We start from the raw sequence: 16,595 nt of genomic DNA, 5'->3' as shown, positions 1-16,595 counted from the left end.
TTATGAACACCGAAGCGATTACAGCGAGCGCTCGATCGCCTGCCCAAGCAGATCCAAACCCAGGTCGATCTCACTCTCGAGCACAGTCAACGGAGGCGCAATCCGGAACACACCGCCCATACCGGGCAACTGCACGATATTCATACTGAGCCCCAGGTTCATGCACTCTCGGGTGATCTTCGCGCCGAGCCCATCCGCCGGCTCCTTCGTGCGGCGGTCCTTGACGATCTCCATCCCCAGAAGCAGCCCTCGTCCACGAATGTCGCCGATGCACTCGAAGCGTTCCATCAAATCGAGCAGGCCGCGCCTGAGTCGCTCGCCCATTACGTTCGCACGCGCAACCAGCCCCTCGCGCTCCACCACATCCAGCACCCGCAAACCGACGGCGGCGGGAAGCGGATCGGACACATGGGTCGTATAGAACAGGTAACCCAATTCATGGGCCCGCTCCTCGATCTGTGCGGAGGTCACGACGGCCGCGAGCGGCAGACCTGCGCCCAGCGTCTTCGACAAGGTGAGAATGTCGGGCGTGACGCCGTCGCGCTGACAGGCGAACATCGTGCCCGTACGCCCGACGCCCGTTTGCGCTTCATCGAGGATCAGCAGCATGCCGCGCTCCTCGCATTTGCGCTTTAGTGCGGCCATGTAGCCGACCGGCAGTTCGATGATGCCGCCGGAACTGAGGATCGGTTCCGCGATGAAGGCGGCGAGATTGCCACTGGACTGACGATCGATGAGATCGAAGGCGTAGTCCAGCTCCGCCAGGTAATCGTATTCGCCATTGCGCTCGAAACGCGGCCGGTATGGGAACGGCGCGGGGATCGCATAGGAACCGACGGCTGCCGGACCGACGCCCTTGCGACCGGCGCTGTAAGTCGCGGATGCCGCGTTCCCCGTCATGCCGTGCCAGGACTGCGCAAAGCCGACGATTTCATATTTACCGGTGACGAGCTTCGCCATGCGAATGGCGGCCTCGTTCGACTCCGCGCCCGTACTGAGTAATAGCGCCCGGTCGAGCCCGTCAGGCGTAATTTCGGCCAGCCGGGTCGCCAGATCGACCACCGGCCGCGACAGCATCCCGCTGAAAAGATGATCGAGCTTGCCGGCATATTCGTTGATAACCGACACGATCTCCGGATGGCTGTGCCCAAGCACCGCGCTCATCTGCCCCGAAGTGAAATCCAGAATCGCGCGGCCGTCCGCGTCATAGACGAAGCTGCCCTGGGCGCGCTCGATAATCATCGGCTCGAAGGTGCCGCCGTAGCGGATGAGGTGCTGCCTGGCGTTGCGCCAGAAATTTGCGTCGTTGTTCAGGGACACCTTGCTTCTCCTGGGTCGGTGGCGAGAATAACTTGCAGTCTAGATGGCTCTCTGCTTTCATAGAATCGAATAGTTCTTATCGAAGATAGAAGCGGGGCTTATACCTTGAGTCTTTCCCTGGAAATTGATCTGCTGCGTTCGTTTATCGTCATTGCCGAAGTCCGGGCGCTCAGCCGCGCGGCCAACCGGATCGGCCGGACCCAGTCGGCGCTGAGTCAGCAGATGAAGCGCCTCGAAGAAATCGTCGATCAGCCGCTATTCCAGCGCACGGGGCGAGGGGTAGTGTTGACCAATCCCGGCGAACGCCTGTTGATCCACGCCCAACGCATCCTGCGCCTGCATGACGAGGCGATGGCCGATCTGTCCGGCAAAGGGCTGTCGGGGACGATCCGCTTCGGCTGTCCGGACGACTACGCCGCCGTTTTCCTGCCGCATTTGCTGCGCCAGTTCTCGAGCCAGCACCCGCATGCCCTGGTGGAGGTCATGTGCGCCCCGACCCCACGATTGCTCGAACAACTGGAGATGCATGCGCTGGACCTTGCGATGATCTCGCTGCCGGACGACGCGGCGAATGACGACATCATTCGCCGCGAACCGCTGGTGTGGGTTGGCTATCCGGGACTGGATTCCGCGCACTTCGACCCCTTGCCGCTGGCGGTTTCCGATCCCGACACGCTCGACCATGTGGCGGCCTGCGAAGCGCTGCAACGCGCGGGCAGGGCTTACCGCATCGCCTATGCGAGCAGCAGTCTTGCCGGTCTGACGGCCCTGGTCCGCTCGGGGCAGGCCGTTGCCGTTATCACACAGACGGCAGTTCCCCCGGATCTCTGCATACTCAATGGGGATCCGGCGCTTCCGTCCCTGCCCACTGTTGGCATAACGCTGAAGTTCGAGCGGGAGCGTCCCGCCCATCTGATTACGGTATTCGCGGAGCACATCAGGCTGACGCTGCCGTTGCTGTGAGCGCAGCGGGTAAAAAGTGAAATTTTTCTTCCTGGCATGTCGATTTTGATAGCCTTCCTTCGTCGTCTCAATGGCAGCATGCGGCTTAGCTCCGCATTCAGCCACCACTGACAGGAGATTTGCCATGACGATTCAAAAGATCACGCCTTTTCTTTGGTATTCCGATCAGGCTGAGGAGGCCGCTGCTTTCTATGCGAGTATTTTTCCGGACTCGCGCGTCAATCGGGTTACACCGGTACCGGCCGCCGGTTCCACGAAGATGGTCGAATTTGTTCTCTTTGGGCAACCCTTCATTGCCATGACGTCTGGCGGGGGCGACCCGTTCAACCACGCGATATCCCTTATGGTCGACTGTGCCGATCAGGCAGAAGTTGACCGCTACTGGAATGCGTTTCTCGAGGGCGGTGGTTCGCCCGAGGCGTGCGGTTGGCTGAAAGACCGCTTCGGCGTCTCGTGGCAGATCGTTCCAGGCGAACTCATCAGGATGATGGCTGACCCCGATCCGGTAAAGGCAGGGCGTGTCGCTCAGGCGATGATGAAAATGGTGAAGTTCGAAGTGGCCGCGCTGAAAGCCGCTTACCTGGGTGCGACGGATTAACAGAAGGTCCCTTGCATCGTGTGCGCCATGGAGCGCCGGTCAGGCTTGCCCGCTTCCCGCCGCCGCTCCGCACCCTCTGCCTCTTCAATAGTCGTACACGTGCTCCGTTACCAGGCCGTTTTTCCCGGTTGCCGCCAGAAAATCGGACAGATCGCGAACCGGCATCAACAACGCGACGCGCCGGGTATGAGCCGGCATGGTCAGCGGCTGTTCGAACAATACGCGGCCGCTGCCGGCGGGCAACGGGGCGTCGTCTTTCGCCCACACCGTGACCAGAATGACCGACGTGTTGCCGGCGATGTCGGTGAGATGAATGCCCTGTTGCGCGAGCGCTGTCGCCGCCAGTCTGAAGTCGAAATAGCGCGGCAACGCAAGTAATGCCCGACCGTCCGGCAGACGGGCAAGCACGCTGACGTGATCCGGTGCCGACCACCCATCGGGCAGGCGGTCGACGACCACGTCGGTCGTCATCAGGGCCGGTGTGTAGGTGGCACGCGTCGCCTTCTCGATCAGTTTTCCGTACACAGCCTTGATCGCGTATTCGGTGGTCAACGCGTAGCGGCGTTCCCATTTGCGCACGAGATCCGGTCCCCACAATGGGACATCGCTCCAGAGATGGCGAAGGCGGGTGCCGAAATCGAACAGGTACCAGGGCTCCTGACGGATGAAGTCCACGTACTCCTGAGCCGCCTCTGCGCCATAGCGGTCTTCGTCGGTGAGCTTCTTCCCGCCGAGCAGCCAGCTCGCGCGACCCACGGTATTTTCGTAGAGGGAGCGCAGGGCATACTCCACGGTCGTGCTCGATGCGATCACCCAGATCATCACGTGGTAACCGGGATTGAGCGGATAGTTGTCGTGCATCTGCTCACGCGTGACGGTCGCGTAACTCGACCAGAGCTGGCCGATCTGATCCAGAAACGGAAAGTCGTGCGATGGTTCGTGTTGCACGATTCGCGCGTACTCTGCCGGGCTGTGCACGAGATACCACTCCGGAAAAGTCAGCAGCGTCTGCTCGGTGCCGCGGCGGTCCGCCACCGGCACGGGGCTTTGGTATGAGACGCCCTGTGTCTCAGACGTCGCGGAGGACGCAGCGGCATGCGCGGCCGGCATCGCGAATGTGAGCGCGCCCCCGATCACCATCGTGGTGGCGATGATAAGAAGCGCCTTGCGCAACGGCCGCATCATGCCGCCTCTCCATGACGCACGAACGCCATCAGGATGTTGTCCGACGGATCGCCTTGCTGGGTCAGGCGCATGCCGGTATGGCGAAAACCTGCGGCTTCGACGCGCGCGATCCAGTCGTCCACGCTGGCGAAATGACGCAACTCCGACCGATTGGTTTCCCACGTTTCTCCGAGGCCCGCGTTGAAAACCGTATGGGCAAGTGAAACGAATGCATCCATAGTCGGCGTCGTGACGTCGTGATCGCGGACCACGAAATAGCCACCGGGACGGACGATTCGCGCGATCGAGTCGAGAAACGGCGCGAGCTTCACCGGCGCCATGTGGTGCAAGCCGACAAAGCAACTCACCAGGTCCGCGCTAGCGGCAGGCAGCGCGATGGGCGCGTAGTCGTTCAGCGGCTGGAACTCGCCGATCGAGCCGATCTGCCCACGCTCGACAATATCGACCGGGCTCATTCCCGGCCGCACGTCATGAACCAGGGTCACCTTGCCTTTGAGCCGCAGATACTTCTTCATGGCCCGAACGTAGCGCCCTGTCGTGCCAATCTCGACATAGTCCTGCAGCGGCGAATCGCCCAGCAGCAAGGCGGCCTGCCGGCCCATTTCGGCCTTTTGCATCGATAGGGACGGCAGCGCATGCGTGAGCATCGCGAGGCGCGGCGTGATCGGTTTGAGACCCGCCTGGATCGCGCGATAGATGCGCTCGTCGCCCGTGTGTTCGGTTGTCGACGTCTTGATCAACGTGTGCAGACGGTCCTCGGGCAGCACGTTGAAAATGTTCTGCAGGAATGCATAGAAACGATCAGCTTCGCGCTCGTTACGATAGATCGTGGCGAACAGGGTGCCGTTGCTGTTGCTGTCCTCTTGTGCCGCCGTAACGGCAGGCGTCACTTCAGCCGTCGCGTCGAGCGCGCTTCGCTCCGGAGCATAGTAGCGATCCCACAGCGCACCACGCAGGCGATATTGCGGATCGAGCTCCCGCTTGAGCGCAAACATCTCGCGCGCCCGCGGATACGCACGATGGAACTGCTCGCGCGTTGCGTGCAACTGGTAGGGCAGATAGTAGGTGCCACCCACGGCGAGCACGGCGTCGATCAGTTCGCGCGTCCATACTGCAACGCGTTCTTTGGCATTTTCACGAGTACGCTGCTTGTAGTAGAGCACGAAGGCAAACGTCTCGCCGTGCGCCCACGCCATGACGGTGCGGTTGTCGGCGAGCGCATGGCGGATCGAAATGTTGACCGCGTTCACCCGATGCCGCGAGAGAATCACCGACAACGCCTCGGCAAATCGCGTGACGGCGTCTACGGGCACAAAGTACTCCTGCAACACATACGTGCGCTGGCGTCGCCCGACTGGCTCGAGTTCCGCGACGTCGTAACCGGCTTCGTAATTGCGCCAGTGCACCTTCTTGCCAAAATGCAGCAGCGGGTCGTACAGATACTCGCGACGAAACTTGCCGAGCGGCGTTTCAGTGATTGCCCAAAGAAAGTATTTCGCAGCAAGAAAACCGCGACTGAGCGGCTGCAATCGCGCCGACGTAGCCGGCTCATCGGTGACCGTCCAGCTGATCGCCCGGCCGCGCGTATAGCGCGGCGGATAGAGATCGAAATTGTGGAAAATCACATCTTGATGGCTGCGCACGGTTGTATCGAACCATGCTTTGTAATCGGCAGTGCGCATCTTGCGGTCGCTGCGCTTGACCCGCGTATTGGGCACAAGGTCAAGCTCCGCTTCCGTGATGATGCCTACGCCGCCATATCCGCCGATCGCCGCGTTGAACAACATGCTGTTCTCGGTGGGGGTGGCGTTAACTACTTCGCCGTTGGCGAGCACGAGCGTAATCGCCCGTACTGAGAGCACGACCGGCCCCAAGCCCATGTATCGTCCGTGGGCGTTCACCGACAGCGCGCCGCCCACCGTGAAGTTCGCATAGGTCTGCATGATTTTGACCGACAGACCGTGCGGATCGATAAACCGCTGGATATCGCACCAGCGGATACCGGCCTGTACGCGAATCACCGACGTGTGCGGCTCGAACCGGAGCACACGGTTCATCTTGCGCATATCCAGATGCAGGGTGCCAGGACTCGCGGTGTGTCCGCCCATGCTGAAGTGGCCGCCGCCTACCGACACCGGCAGATTGGTCTGGGTGAGCGCCTCGACGACTTCCAGCGTGGAGGTGGGTGTAGCGATTGAAAATACGGGAATCCGGTTTAGCTGAGTGACGTCGTTGACCGTTGCCATGTCTGCCTCACTCCCCGATGTTGACTTTGAGGTAATCCGCGCGAGTTGCCGGATCGGGGCCAAAGCGGTTCTCATGATCGACGCCGCGGCGCAATACGTGGATCAACACCCAGATCGGCCCGAACACCGGAACGATGGCGGTCAGCAACGCCCATCCGCACCGTCCGGTGTCGTGGAGGCGCTGGGTGGAGAGCGCAACCGCGCTCCAGAGAAAAGCGATCGCGAAGACGGCCGCGCCGATCTCGCCAAACCAGGAGCCGGCAAGGCTGCCGAAGGCGGCGCATACGAATGCGGCAATGATGATCCGGGTCAGCCATTCGCTGCGGGTAATACGACCGCGGCTCAAAAAGAAAGCGGGGGCGAGGGTGGTTAATAGCATTTTTTATTTTTGCCTATTCCCGGAAGTCAATTGGTGATTCCTGAAGCCATCAAAATGTTTCAAGCGTCGGTGCGCAAGTTTAAGCGGACTTGATATTATCGGTCGATCTCAATCTTGAGAAAATTGGCTGAGCATAACTGTACATAATCATCGGCCAGAATAAGTGTGCCGCCGAACCCATCAAGCATAAAAAGAATGCGTAGAACGCCATGAAACTTTATAAAGTCGCGGTCGCACTGGTCGCTGTGCCGATCATCGCGCTGCTTGCCGTATTAGGCGGCGCGGATCTGATCGCGCACAGCCGCGAGCGGGACATCGCGCGGAGCGCGGCGCCGGCCGGATCGCGCTTCGTACGGGCGACGGACGTGGACATGCTGATACAGGAGCGCGGCCCTGCTAGCGGACAGCCGATCGTTTTCATTTCAGGCGTGGGCGCCTGGAGCTCGACATGGCTTCCGACCATGGACTATCTCGCTCAGGCCGGCTATCACTGCATCGCGGTGGATCTGCCGCCGTTTGGGTACACCAGCCGGCCCGCGGACAACACGTACGACACAGGCCACCAGGCCTTGCGCATACTCGGGATGCTCGACACGCTGAAGCTTTCGCGGGTGATTCTCGTGGGTCATTCGTTCGGCGGGCGCGCTACTGTCGAAGCATTGATGGCCGAACCCAGCCGATTTAAAGCGGCGGTACTGGTGGACGTTGCGCTCTCTATCGATCCGCCGCCAGCCGAACGTGGCTTGCTCGGCAGCCTGATTGAGGTACCTGCCGTGGCGCGGCCCGTGATCGCCGCGACGGCGACCAATCCGTGGCTCACCGGGTGGTTTCTGCGGAAATTCACCTCACGTCATGACGCGCTGACTGCCGACCGGATTGCCGTCTATCAGCGACCGCTTTCTGTGGTGGGAACAACGCAGGCATATGGCTACTGGCTGGATGCATTCGTCAATGATCCGGGGCTCAGTAGAAGCAGTCGCTCTCCGGACTACGCGTCGCTGAGCATGCCGGTCGAGGTGATCTGGGGGAGGACCGATGGCGTAACGCCGCTTAGCGACGGATTACGCCTGTCACGACTGTTGCCCGACGCACGCATGAACGTGTTGCCGGGAATTGGGCATATACCTCATGTCGAGGACAATGGAGCGTTCAATCGGGCGCTTGAGGGCTTCCTCGTCCGCCTGCCGGGCGTTTAGGGGGCCAATAGCGTCAAAGCAGCTACTTGTGCGTAATATAAGCTCAGCGGATGCGCCATACTGTCTCTTTCGGCTTCTTTGAGGGCAAACATGCGATTGGCTGACTTCATCCTGCGCGACATGGAAACGATTCTGGTGCAATGGGAGACGTTCGCCGCTACTCTGTTGCCGGCAGCCGTGGACATGAAATCGCTCGCCCTGCGAGACCACGCGCAACAGATTCTGCAAGCCGTCGCGAAAGATCTGTCGACGGCCCAGACCCGGGAAGCGCAAGCCGAAAAGTCGATGGGGCGGGCTCCCATACTGATCGGCGCGCCAGAGACAGGTGCGCAGACGCACGCCCTTCTGCGGGCGCGAGGCGGGTTCGACATTAACCAGTTGGCGGCAGAGTACCGGGCCTTGCGCGCGAGCGTCCTGCGCCTCTGGATGGACGAGTGTCAGCCCGAAGCGCCACATCCGGATGATGTGATCCGGTTCAACGAGGCCATCGATCAGGCGCTTGCCGAATCGGTCGGGTATTTCAGCGCGCAAGTCGATCAGGCTCGCAATCTTTTGCTTGGCATGCTCGGGCACGATATGCGCAGCCCACTTCAGACCATCCTGATGACGGCCCAATATCTGGCGGCATTGAACGCCGGGGAGCAGGTATCCGTAGCGGCATCCCGTTTGATCAGAAGCGGCGCCCGCATGCAGGCGCTTCTGAACGATATGCTTGATTTCAATCGAACCAGGCTGGGTTTAGGGATCAATATCGCGCCGACTGATGCCGACCTGGAGAAACTGCTTGCCGACGAACTCGACACGTTGCGGGCAGCGCACCCGGACCGTCAGATCGATCTGGAAGTGGAAGGGGACTGCCGGGGTGTTTGGGACGGCCGCCGTCTGCAGCAGTTGCTCGGCAACCTTGTGTTGAATGCAATCAAATACGGCGCGCCGGACGCGCCCGTGCGAGTGGTCGTGATAGGCGAAGAGCGGAACGTACGTTTCGAGGTGAGGAACCGGGGACCTGTCATCGATGAAACGACGCTGCATCGGATCTTCGACCCGCTCCAGCGCGGCCTGCATCATGAAGACTCATATAACGCCGACGGCAACCTGGGGCTCGGACTGTATATCGCGCGCGAGATTGCCAAGGCCCATGGCGGCGAGATCGAGGCGCGCTCCGACGAGGCAGAAACCGCGTTCGCTGTGCGCCTGCCGCGTCTTCAATAACTTGCGAACGGCCGAATACCGCTTTTCCACCATTTGGCGCATCGATGCGCCGGTGCAGGAAGTTTGGGCGGCAATCCATGATTCGGCGCGCTGGCCCGAGTGGTGGAATAACGTTGAGCGCGTGGACCAGCTGGAGGCCGGTTCCGATCAGGGCGTGGGCGTCGTACAACGCTACACGTGGAAAGGCCGGCTGCCCTATCGCCTCGTGTTCGATATGCGGGTGACGCGCGTCGAGCCGTTGGTCGCGCTGGAGGGGGAGGCCAGTGGCGACGTCGAAGGCGCCGGCCGGTGGAGCTTTTCAACCGACGGACGCAACCTGACCGTGGTCCGCTACGACTGGTGCGTGCGTACCACTCGCGCATGGATGAATGCATTGGCGCCGCTGTTGCGACCGGTTTTCCAATGGAATCACGATGCAGTGATGCGCGAAGGCGGCGCGGCGTTAGCGCGTCGGCTGGACGCGCGGCTGCTTGGCATCGAGCACGAATGAAACCGGCGCGGACGTCGAACGTCTAGGCGAGCAGAACCAACGCATCCGCAAGCGACAGCACCGTGGTGCGCGAATCGAATGCGGTAGAGAACAGGTGTTCATGTACCACCTGATCCGGGTCGTAACAGCAATCCTTGACCGTGTACAGGCGGAAGTCCGCGTCGCTCGCATACGCGACCGACGAGAGCACGACACCAGTCGATGCAATGCCGACCATAATCAGCGTATCGACACCTTGTGCGAGAAGTCGTGCCTGCAGACCGGTGCCGAAGAACACGCTGGCGCGATGCGCGATGATGACGGGTTCACTCGCCTGCTGGCCTAACTCCGGCGAGGGCCGGTCGTCGACGAACAAGCCGAGTTGCTTGATTCCCTGCCCATTCTTGTTCAATGGGCTGACCTCCGGATAGCCCGGACTGAAGCGGAGATTGGCGAAACAGACACGGACGCCTTTGGCCCGCGCCGCGTCGCATAGCTTGCGCGTATTGGCGAGCAAGACCGGCGCAACCGATGGAAAGAGCCCGAGAATGTCAGTCTGATAATGCATGACGACAAGCGCGGTTTGCGCCGGCACGATTTCTGGATTCATGATTGACGCCGCCTATTAGCCGTTCTCAATGCTACTGCCTCCATTTACACGTTCTCCTTTATATCGATCATTAAGCTCTTTGACCAGCGACTCCTGTCTGTCGGATTGCACCGCCGCATCCGTGCATCAGTAGGTCTGGTCGGCAACGACACGAGCTACCGTCTCCAGTGACTGCTTTAACGTGGACAGGCTGACGGAGCCGAGAGCCAACCGGATGGCATGAGGCACATGCGCTGACGTCGCGAACGGATGGGCCGTCGACACGGAAATGTGTTCGCGCATCAACGCCATCGCGATCGCGTCTGCCCGAACCTCCTGCGGCAGAGGAAGCCAGACGAAGTACGACGCGGGATGGCTGATCCGTTTCAGCCCGCGCAGGACTTCAGCGGCAATGCTCTGGCGCCGTGCGGCATCCCTCCGTTTGTCGGCTTCAAGCCTGGCCACGGTGCCGTCCTCGATCCAGCCGCAGGCAATGGCCGTCATGGTCGCCGGGGTGTTCCAGGTCGTTGCCCGGATGGCTCGTTCGAGCCTCGGAACCCATTCGCGCGGGGCACAGACGAAGCCGACGCGCAGCCCGGTCGCAACACTCTTCGATAAGCTCGACACATAGACTGTCGTCTCCGGAGCAAGCGCTGCCAAAGGCGGCGGGGCGCCTTCCGCCAGGAACGCGTAGGCCGCGTCCTCGACGAGCATCAGTCCATGCTGCCGGGCGATGGCGACCAGCTCGCGACGCCGCGTTGCGCTCATCACCCAGCCGAGCGGGTTATGGAGCGTCGGCATCGCGTACACGGCGCGTACTCGCCGTCGCTTGCATAGTGCCGCCAATGCGTCGAGATCCGGGCCGTTCCCGGCCGCAGGAATGGGGGCGAGTTCCAGCCGGTTGACCTCGGCGGCGAGCTTGAATCCCGGGTACGTCAAGGCATCTACGGCTACCACGTCGCCGGGCTCGAGCAGGGCCATGGCGATTGTTGTCAGCCCATGCTGCGCGCCGCTCACGAGCAATATGGTTTCAGCCGGTACCGCCAGTCCCCGGCTGGTCAGGTGGCGCGCCACGGTCGCCCGCTCGTGCTCTCGCCCGCCATGAGGCTGGTATCGAAGCAGCGCCTCCAGGTCGCCTGCGGCGGCGAGCTGGCGCAACGCCGCGCGCAGAAGGTCTCCCTGATCCGGCAACGAGGGATTGTTGAAACTCAGATCCACTGTGTCAGCGCTCCAGGCTTGCAGATCAATACCTTGACCGCGCGGGAGCGCCTCCTTGACGAACGTGCCGCGACCGGTTTCGCCGCTTACCAGGCCCATCGCTTGCAGCTCGGCGTAGACGCGCGTGGCCGTGACCAGCGCCAGTCCTTCTCGAGCCGCGAGATCGCGGTGCGTTGGCAGCCGCGTGCCGGGACGCAGCCGCCCCGCGCGGATATCGGCCGCGAGACGGTCGACCAGTTGCTTGTAACGGGGCTGAGGCATGCCAGAGCGTATCCATGACAATTATTTGAATGTATTGATTATCGGTTCTACGATGGCGCAATACAACGTCTCCACTCGCACGAGGCCCCCATGCACATCGCTATCCTGACCTTTGAAGGCTTCAACGAACTCGACTCGCTGATCGCGCTCGGTATCCTCAATCGGGTCAAGCGGCCGGACTGGCGAGTTTCGATCGCCAGTCCGACGGACAAGGTGCGTTCGATGAACGGTGTGGTGATCGAGGCGCAAGCGTCGCTAAAGGACGCATGCGACGCCGACGCAGTGCTGGTGGGGAGTGGGAGGCTGACCCGGGACGTCGTCGCTGATGGCGCGTTGATGTCACAACTGAAGTTCGATCCGACGCGCCAGCTGCTGGGCGCGCAATGCTCGGGAACGCTGATACTTGCGAAGCTGGGCTTGCTGGACGACCTTCCGGCCTGCACGGACCTGACCACCAAACCTTGGGTCGAGGAGGCGGGTGTGGCTGTGCTCAATCAGCCGTTCGTGGCGAAGGGAAACGTCGCGACAGCCGGCGGGTGTCTGTCGTCACAGTATCTGGCAGCCTGGTTCATCGCGCGTCTGGAAGGTGTCGAGGCTGCACGTAGCGCGATTCACTATGTGGCGCCAGTGGGGGAGAAGGAGGTCTACGTGACGCGCGCGATGGAGAACATTTCGCCGTTCCTCTAATGCGCAAAGGGTCCCGACTTGGGCGGACCCGAAAGACCGCCCGTCCTTTCAACGTGCTACTTCGTTGACGTCAATCTGAAAATATGCCGACGGCACCCATACCTTACGGCGTGGGCTTTGCCTGCGCGTTCTGCCCTGCGTTCATCATCGCGTCTCTTTCCGCCCTGTGTTTGGCGGCAACCTTCTCTTGCGCAGCCTGTATATCGGCGGGGTACGAACCATCGTCCCCCTGGGAAGGGTTGTAACCCGCTGCCTCCAGTTCTTCGAGTTCATGCATAACTTCCGCACGCGTGACCTGATGGGGTGCGGGCTGCGGCATGGCTTGCGCAAAGACGCTCGCTGAACTTGCCATCAGCACGGCTCCTGCCATCACGAAGCTGAGTAATGGCGAGGCAGTACGCCGATTCAACGAAGCCGATTTCATGTTGGTACTCCTTGTGCCTTGAGGGCGAGAGAATGGCGGACGTTCACTGAGCCGTGTTGTCCGCGGCAGATGCGTTGCGCTGCGCTGGATGCTCGCGCTTCGTGCGTGCTCACCTTGCAAGACCGCACACGTGCGCCAGTTATTCCCTCATTCGCCTGAAGGCCGTGTAGAGCAGGAGGACGCGCTTCAGTAGCGCTCGAAGACGACTTGCAACGCTTGCATGTCGTTCGTTTGGGTGAGTGCCAGCGTCAGAAGGATGCGGGCTTTTGGGGGGATCTGATCTTCGACGGTGAGCCAGCCGTATTCGTCGTCGGGCTGTGCGCCATTGCGTAAAACAATTCCATTGCCGGTGCGCGATGCGCGCACCACATGAACCCCGCGTCGGGCAGCGTCGCGCAGCGGCGCGATGAGATGCTCCGCGACGTTGCCGTTGCCGGTGCCCACATAGATCAGCCCTCGTGCGCGCGCGGCGATTGCGTCTACTGCGTCGGCGGCGAGTGCGCCGTACGCATAGACGATGTCTACTTTGGGCAGGGCCCCAAGCGTATCGATCGACCACGGCGTGTCGAGCGTATGGGCACGCCATGGGCGGCGATAGTAGCGCGGCTGGCCTTCGATCACATGGCCAAGCGCGCCGTACGGCGAACGGAACGCCTCGAGCTTGACGCTGTTGCTCTTTACGACGTCCCGGGCAGTGTGGATCTCGTCGTTGGCGACGACCAGTGTGCCGATGCCGCGCGAGGATGGATGCGCAGCCACCGCAATCGCATCGTAGAGATTCAACGCCGCATCGGAACTCATGGCCGACGGCGGCCGCATCGAGCCGACCACGACGACGGGCTTTGCGCTCTTGAGTGTGAGATGCAGAAAGTACGCGGTTTCCTCGATCGTATCGGTACCGTGCGTGATCACTACGCCATCAACGTCATCCTGCGCGAGCAATCGGGAAACGCGCCTGCCGATTGCAAGCAGATGCTCGTTGTTGAAATTCTCCGAGCCGGTTTGCAGCAACTGCTCCGCACGCAAATTCGCCAGCGCCCACGCATGTGGAATCGTGCGGAGAATCTCATCGATGCCGAGCACGGAGCACAGGTAGGCGGACGTGTTGATGGCGGCTTTGCCCTGGCCGGCAATGGTGCCGCCTGTACCGATAACGACGATGTTGGCCTTTTCTGTCATGCGGGATCGATGATGTTTTGAAGTGGGCGCGGCGTTACACAATGCTTCGCCTTGCGGCGTCAGTGCGAAAGGGTAAATGCGCTGCGCAGTTCCTGGCCGTTGCTGCCTGTCAGCCACTGCGTCAGCAGCGCCGCCGAACCCGTCGCCAGCGTGAAACCGAGCGCGCCATGGCCGACGTTGAGCCACAAATTGCGGTAGCGCGTCGGTCCGACGATCGGCGTGCCGCGTGGCGTCGCGGGGCGCAAGCCGATCCATTCGCTACCCGTGGAAGATCTGGCGACGTCGGGGTACATGGCGGCCGTCTCCGCCCGCAGCGTCGCGAGACGTGTGGGATCGGGTTCGAGCGAATAGCCGTCGATATCGGCGATGCCCGCAACGCGCAGGCGCTCGCCGAGCCGGGCATAAACCACTTTGCGGCTAAAGTCGGTAATGCTCACATGGGGCGCGCCCGTATGCGGTTGCAGGTCGAACGTCAGGCTGTAGCCTTTGAGCGGATAGATCGGTACACGGACGCCGATCGGCTTCAGTAGCCGCGCCGCAGCCGAGCCTAACGCGACGACGACATGGTCGGCCGCGAGCGGCGCACCGTTGCTCCAGGCTTGAACGCCACCGCTTGCTGTAGGCCTCAGGCAATCTATCGACGTGTTCATCAGGAACCGCACGCCGCGAGCGCGCAGCAACGCTTCGAGGCTCTTGCAGAAGCGTTCGCAATCGGCCGTGTCTTCGCTCGGCGTATGAATGCCGCCCGCGAGAAACGGCCGCAGATGCGCGAGCGTTGGTTCGAGCTCGACGCACGCGTCGGCGCTCAGCGCCTTTTGTTCGCAGCCGAGCGTGCGCTGGAATTCAAGCAGCTTGACTGCGCTTTGCATCTCGCTCGCGTCACGATGCAGCACGAGCTTGCCCGAACGGGCGAAGTCGAAGTCGAGCGCCGGTTCGGCGGCGATCAGTTCATGGATCAGCGTCCGGCTCAGGAACGACAGCGACAGCAGCTTGCGTGTTGTGAATTCGCTTTGTTCGCGTGTGCATGCCGACAGGAATTCGAAGCACCAACGCCACTGTTCGGTGCTCAGCTTCGGGCGGAAGCGCACCGGTGAATCCCCGCTCGTGAGCCAGCGCGGCAGCTTCGAGACGACACCAGGGCCGGCGAGCGGCGCGACATAGCTGTACGACAACTGGCCGCCATTGCCAGAACTGGTCTCGCTCGCGACTTCCGGATGGCGGTCCGCGACCGTTACGTCGTGGCCGGCGCGGCTCAGGTAATACGCACTCGTCAAGCCAATGACGCCCGCGCCGAGGATCAATATCTGCATACAACTGCACTCATTTTTTCGTGTGTTCGCAGGGAGGCCATGTGCCGCGGGTGCGTCGTCAGCCCTTTGACTGGACTGTACGGCGCCACCGCTGCGCCGAATTGCATTGATCTGCCGGAAAGTAGAAGAATCGCGACAGGCTTGCGGGCAGCCGAGCGGCCGGATGGATCAGGCGGCGGCCGCGCCTCGCGATGCGCGCAGCTTGCCGGGCGTCACGCCGTACGCCTCGCGAAACACGCGGATGAAATGTGCGGAGTCCGCGAAGCCGCATTCGTAGGCGATATCGGTGATCTTGCGCGCTGTATTGACCAGCATCCAGCGCGCGTAACGCAGTCGCATCCGCCGGTAAAACTCGTTTGGCGATGTGTTCATCTCGGTCGCAAACGCGCGCTCGAGATTGCGCACACTGGTGCCGATCATCTTCGCGATGACCACGATGTTCAATGGTGCTTCGAGGTTCTCTTCCATCAGCAGCACCGCGTGGCGCACGGTTGCATCTTCCACCGACAGGTAGCCGAGCGCCGCGCGCCGTTCGACGAACGACGAGCCGCCCTGGCGGCTAACCGTCATCTGATGGATTACTTTTGACGCACGGTCCGGCCCGCAGTGCAGGCTGATCAGGCGCGCTGCCATCTCCACCACGGAAATGCCGCCCGCACAGGTGATGCGCGTGCCGTCGATCAGGTAATCGGCGTGGGTCACGACGCGCAGCGCCGGGAACATGCGCCGGTAATCGTCGAGGTGAAAGCTGTGCACGCAGGCAACATGGTCTTCCATCAGGCCGGCACGCGCCAGAACGAAGCTGCCCGTGCACATGCCGATGAGCGGAATGCCCGCCTCGGCAGCCTGTTTCAGATAGTCCCAGTAGCGCCGGTCGACTTGATCGAGATGGGGAAGCAGGCCGCCGATCACGACGAGATAGTCGAATTGCGTGACGTCTGGAAACGTGGACTGCGCCTGCACCGGAATGCCGCAACTCGCTTCGACCGATTCGCCCTGGGCGCCGACGATAGTCCACAGGCAGCGTAGCTGACGGCTCTGGTCGCCGCGGTCCGCTGCGTGGCGCAGCGCATCACACAGACCGCCCAGCGAAAGCATTGGAAAGCGCGGCCACAACAGAATGCCGACGCTCAGTTCCGCGCCCGAACGGCTCGGGCGCGCCTGAAGCGTACGCGGTAGCGCGTCCAGTTGTTCGACCAGTTGGTGAGCAGTCTGGGTTACCTGACTGGAATTGTCGGCAGTCGTCATGCGCGAACTCGAGGGCGGATCGCCCAGATTATACGGCGAGGCCCGGCGAATCAGTCCGAGGCAGCCCTGCCGCAATTCTTCTATTTTCCGGCAGATCAATGCAATCCCGGC

16 protein-coding genes are annotated in these 16,595 nt (G+C 61.8%); 6 read left to right on the top strand and 10 right to left on the bottom strand.

Annotated features, from left to right (window positions below):
* Positions 1-18: 18 nt before the first annotated feature.
* Positions 19-1,320 (bottom strand): aspartate aminotransferase family protein, encoded by a 1,302-nt coding sequence (locus KHO33_RS14705; protein WP_200564889.1) that lies wholly within the window; start codon positions 1,318-1,320, stop codon positions 19-21.
* 78 nt (positions 1,321-1,398) lie between these two features.
* Between KHO33_RS14705 and KHO33_RS14700 the strand changes: the two genes are divergently transcribed.
* Both KHO33_RS14700 and KHO33_RS14695 read left to right on the top strand, forming a co-directional pair.
* The gene (locus KHO33_RS14700) at positions 1,399-2,283 is read left to right on the top strand and encodes a LysR family transcriptional regulator (protein WP_200564980.1); all 885 of its coding nucleotides are present in this window, start codon (positions 1,399-1,401) and stop codon (positions 2,281-2,283) included.
* Between the two features lie 124 nt (positions 2,284-2,407).
* Positions 2,408-2,881 carry a VOC family protein gene (locus KHO33_RS14695; RefSeq protein WP_054038306.1) on the top strand — a complete coding sequence of 158 codons (474 nt, stop codon included), beginning with the start codon at positions 2,408-2,410 and terminating at the stop codon, positions 2,879-2,881.
* 84 nt (positions 2,882-2,965) lie between these two features.
* On the opposite strand, the gene KHO33_RS14690 is transcribed toward KHO33_RS14695, so the two are convergent.
* From KHO33_RS14690 to KHO33_RS14680, 3 genes are read right to left on the bottom strand one after another with little or no spacing between them, the layout of a single operon-like run.
* Positions 2,966-4,066, bottom strand: coding sequence for a hypothetical protein (locus KHO33_RS14690; protein ID WP_234480539.1), 1,101 nt, complete (start codon positions 4,064-4,066; stop codon positions 2,966-2,968).
* Positions 4,063-6,312, bottom strand: a complete 2,250-nt coding sequence (locus KHO33_RS14685; RefSeq protein WP_200564888.1) for an FAD-binding protein — start codon at positions 6,310-6,312, stop codon at positions 4,063-4,065. Before KHO33_RS14685 ends, KHO33_RS14690 begins: the two co-directional genes overlap by 4 nt.
* Before the next feature lie 7 nt (positions 6,313-6,319).
* Positions 6,320-6,691: a DUF805 domain-containing protein gene (locus KHO33_RS14680; RefSeq protein WP_128576551.1), complete on the bottom strand. Its 372-nt coding sequence runs from the start codon at positions 6,689-6,691 to the stop codon at positions 6,320-6,322.
* Between the two features lie 209 nt (positions 6,692-6,900).
* Between KHO33_RS14680 and KHO33_RS14675 the strand changes: the two genes are divergently transcribed.
* The 3 genes from KHO33_RS14675 to KHO33_RS14665 all read left to right on the top strand — a co-directional run bounded on the left by KHO33_RS14675 (position 6,901) and on the right by KHO33_RS14665 (position 9,589).
* Entirely contained in the window at positions 6,901-7,887 is a 987-nt protein-coding gene (locus tag KHO33_RS14675) for an alpha/beta fold hydrolase (protein WP_200564887.1), read from the top strand.
* Positions 7,888-7,977: 90 nt separating this feature from the next.
* A complete protein-coding gene (locus KHO33_RS14670) occupies positions 7,978-9,099 on the top strand; it encodes a sensor histidine kinase (RefSeq protein WP_093633158.1) in 1,122 nt (373 codons plus the stop codon).
* A 1-nt stretch (position 9,100) separates the two neighbouring features.
* The gene (locus tag KHO33_RS14665) at positions 9,101-9,589 is read left to right on the top strand and encodes an SRPBCC family protein (RefSeq protein WP_054038316.1); all 489 of its coding nucleotides are present in this window, start codon (positions 9,101-9,103) and stop codon (positions 9,587-9,589) included.
* 22 nt (positions 9,590-9,611) lie between these two features.
* Here the strand turns inward: KHO33_RS14665 and KHO33_RS14660 are convergent, their stop codons facing one another.
* Positions 9,612-10,178 carry an isochorismatase family cysteine hydrolase gene (locus KHO33_RS14660; RefSeq protein ID WP_200564886.1) on the bottom strand — a complete coding sequence of 189 codons (567 nt, stop codon included), beginning with the start codon at positions 10,176-10,178 and terminating at the stop codon, positions 9,612-9,614.
* Between the two features lie 126 nt (positions 10,179-10,304).
* Complete coding sequence (locus KHO33_RS14655) at positions 10,305-11,636, bottom strand: aminotransferase-like domain-containing protein (RefSeq protein WP_200564885.1); 1,332 nt, start codon at positions 11,634-11,636, stop codon at positions 10,305-10,307.
* A gap of 90 nt (positions 11,637-11,726) precedes the next feature.
* Between KHO33_RS14655 and KHO33_RS14650 the strand changes: the two genes are divergently transcribed.
* On the top strand, positions 11,727-12,323 hold the full coding sequence (locus KHO33_RS14650; protein WP_200564884.1) for a DJ-1/PfpI family protein: 597 nt from the start codon (positions 11,727-11,729) through the stop codon (positions 12,321-12,323).
* 103 nt (positions 12,324-12,426) lie between these two features.
* Here KHO33_RS14650 and KHO33_RS14645 read toward each other — a convergent pair whose 3' ends face one another.
* From KHO33_RS14645 to KHO33_RS14630, 4 genes are all read right to left on the bottom strand, one after another.
* A complete protein-coding gene (locus KHO33_RS14645; protein ID WP_200564883.1) occupies positions 12,427-12,747 on the bottom strand; it encodes a DUF4148 domain-containing protein in 321 nt (106 codons plus the stop codon).
* Between the two features lie 186 nt (positions 12,748-12,933).
* A complete protein-coding gene (locus tag KHO33_RS14640; RefSeq protein ID WP_268963292.1) occupies positions 12,934-14,043 on the bottom strand; it encodes an asparaginase in 1,110 nt (369 codons plus the stop codon).
* The gene (locus KHO33_RS14635) at positions 13,986-15,236 is read right to left on the bottom strand and encodes a D-amino acid dehydrogenase (RefSeq protein ID WP_054038325.1); all 1,251 of its coding nucleotides are present in this window, start codon (positions 15,234-15,236) and stop codon (positions 13,986-13,988) included. The genes KHO33_RS14640 and KHO33_RS14635 overlap by 58 nt, the downstream gene beginning before the upstream one ends.
* Positions 15,237-15,404: 168 nt before the next feature.
* Positions 15,405-16,484, bottom strand: a complete 1,080-nt coding sequence (locus tag KHO33_RS14630) for a GlxA family transcriptional regulator (RefSeq protein ID WP_200564881.1) — start codon at positions 16,482-16,484, stop codon at positions 15,405-15,407.
* Positions 16,485-16,595 lie beyond the last annotated feature (111 nt).

This window comes from Paraburkholderia nemoris, from assembly GCF_905221015.1.
Classification (GTDB): domain Bacteria; phylum Pseudomonadota; class Gammaproteobacteria; order Burkholderiales; family Burkholderiaceae; genus Paraburkholderia; species Paraburkholderia nemoris.
This window is presented reverse-complemented; position numbering and strand designations above follow the sequence as displayed.

What these genes read in the sequence shown, in the direction of transcription:
- KHO33_RS14685 (WP_200564888.1), bottom strand. Translation starts at nt 6,312, where the DNA reads ATGGCAACGGTCAACGACGTCACTCAGCTAAACCGGATTCCCGTATTT.
- KHO33_RS14655 (WP_200564885.1), bottom strand. Translation starts at nt 11,636, where the DNA reads ATGCCTCAGCCCCGTTACAAGCAACTGGTCGACCGTCTCGCGGCCGAT.
- KHO33_RS14660 (WP_200564886.1), bottom strand. Translation starts at nt 10,178, where the DNA reads ATGAATCCAGAAATCGTGCCGGCGCAAACCGCGCTTGTCGTCATGCAT.
- KHO33_RS14670 (WP_093633158.1), top strand. Translation starts at nt 7,978, where the DNA reads ATGCGATTGGCTGACTTCATCCTGCGCGACATGGAAACGATTCTGGTG.
- KHO33_RS14695 (WP_054038306.1), top strand. Translation starts at nt 2,408, where the DNA reads ATGACGATTCAAAAGATCACGCCTTTTCTTTGGTATTCCGATCAGGCT.
- KHO33_RS14635 (WP_054038325.1), bottom strand. Translation starts at nt 15,236, where the DNA reads ATGCAGATATTGATCCTCGGCGCGGGCGTCATTGGCTTGACGAGTGCG.
- KHO33_RS14630 (WP_200564881.1), bottom strand. Translation starts at nt 16,484, where the DNA reads ATGACGACTGCCGACAATTCCAGTCAGGTAACCCAGACTGCTCACCAA.
- KHO33_RS14675 (WP_200564887.1), top strand. Translation starts at nt 6,901, where the DNA reads ATGAAACTTTATAAAGTCGCGGTCGCACTGGTCGCTGTGCCGATCATC.
- KHO33_RS14650 (WP_200564884.1), top strand. Translation starts at nt 11,727, where the DNA reads ATGCACATCGCTATCCTGACCTTTGAAGGCTTCAACGAACTCGACTCG.
- KHO33_RS14680 (WP_128576551.1), bottom strand. Translation starts at nt 6,691, where the DNA reads ATGCTATTAACCACCCTCGCCCCCGCTTTCTTTTTGAGCCGCGGTCGT.
- KHO33_RS14645 (WP_200564883.1), bottom strand. Translation starts at nt 12,747, where the DNA reads ATGAAATCGGCTTCGTTGAATCGGCGTACTGCCTCGCCATTACTCAGC.
- KHO33_RS14690 (WP_234480539.1), bottom strand. Translation starts at nt 4,066, where the DNA reads ATGATGCGGCCGTTGCGCAAGGCGCTTCTTATCATCGCCACCACGATG.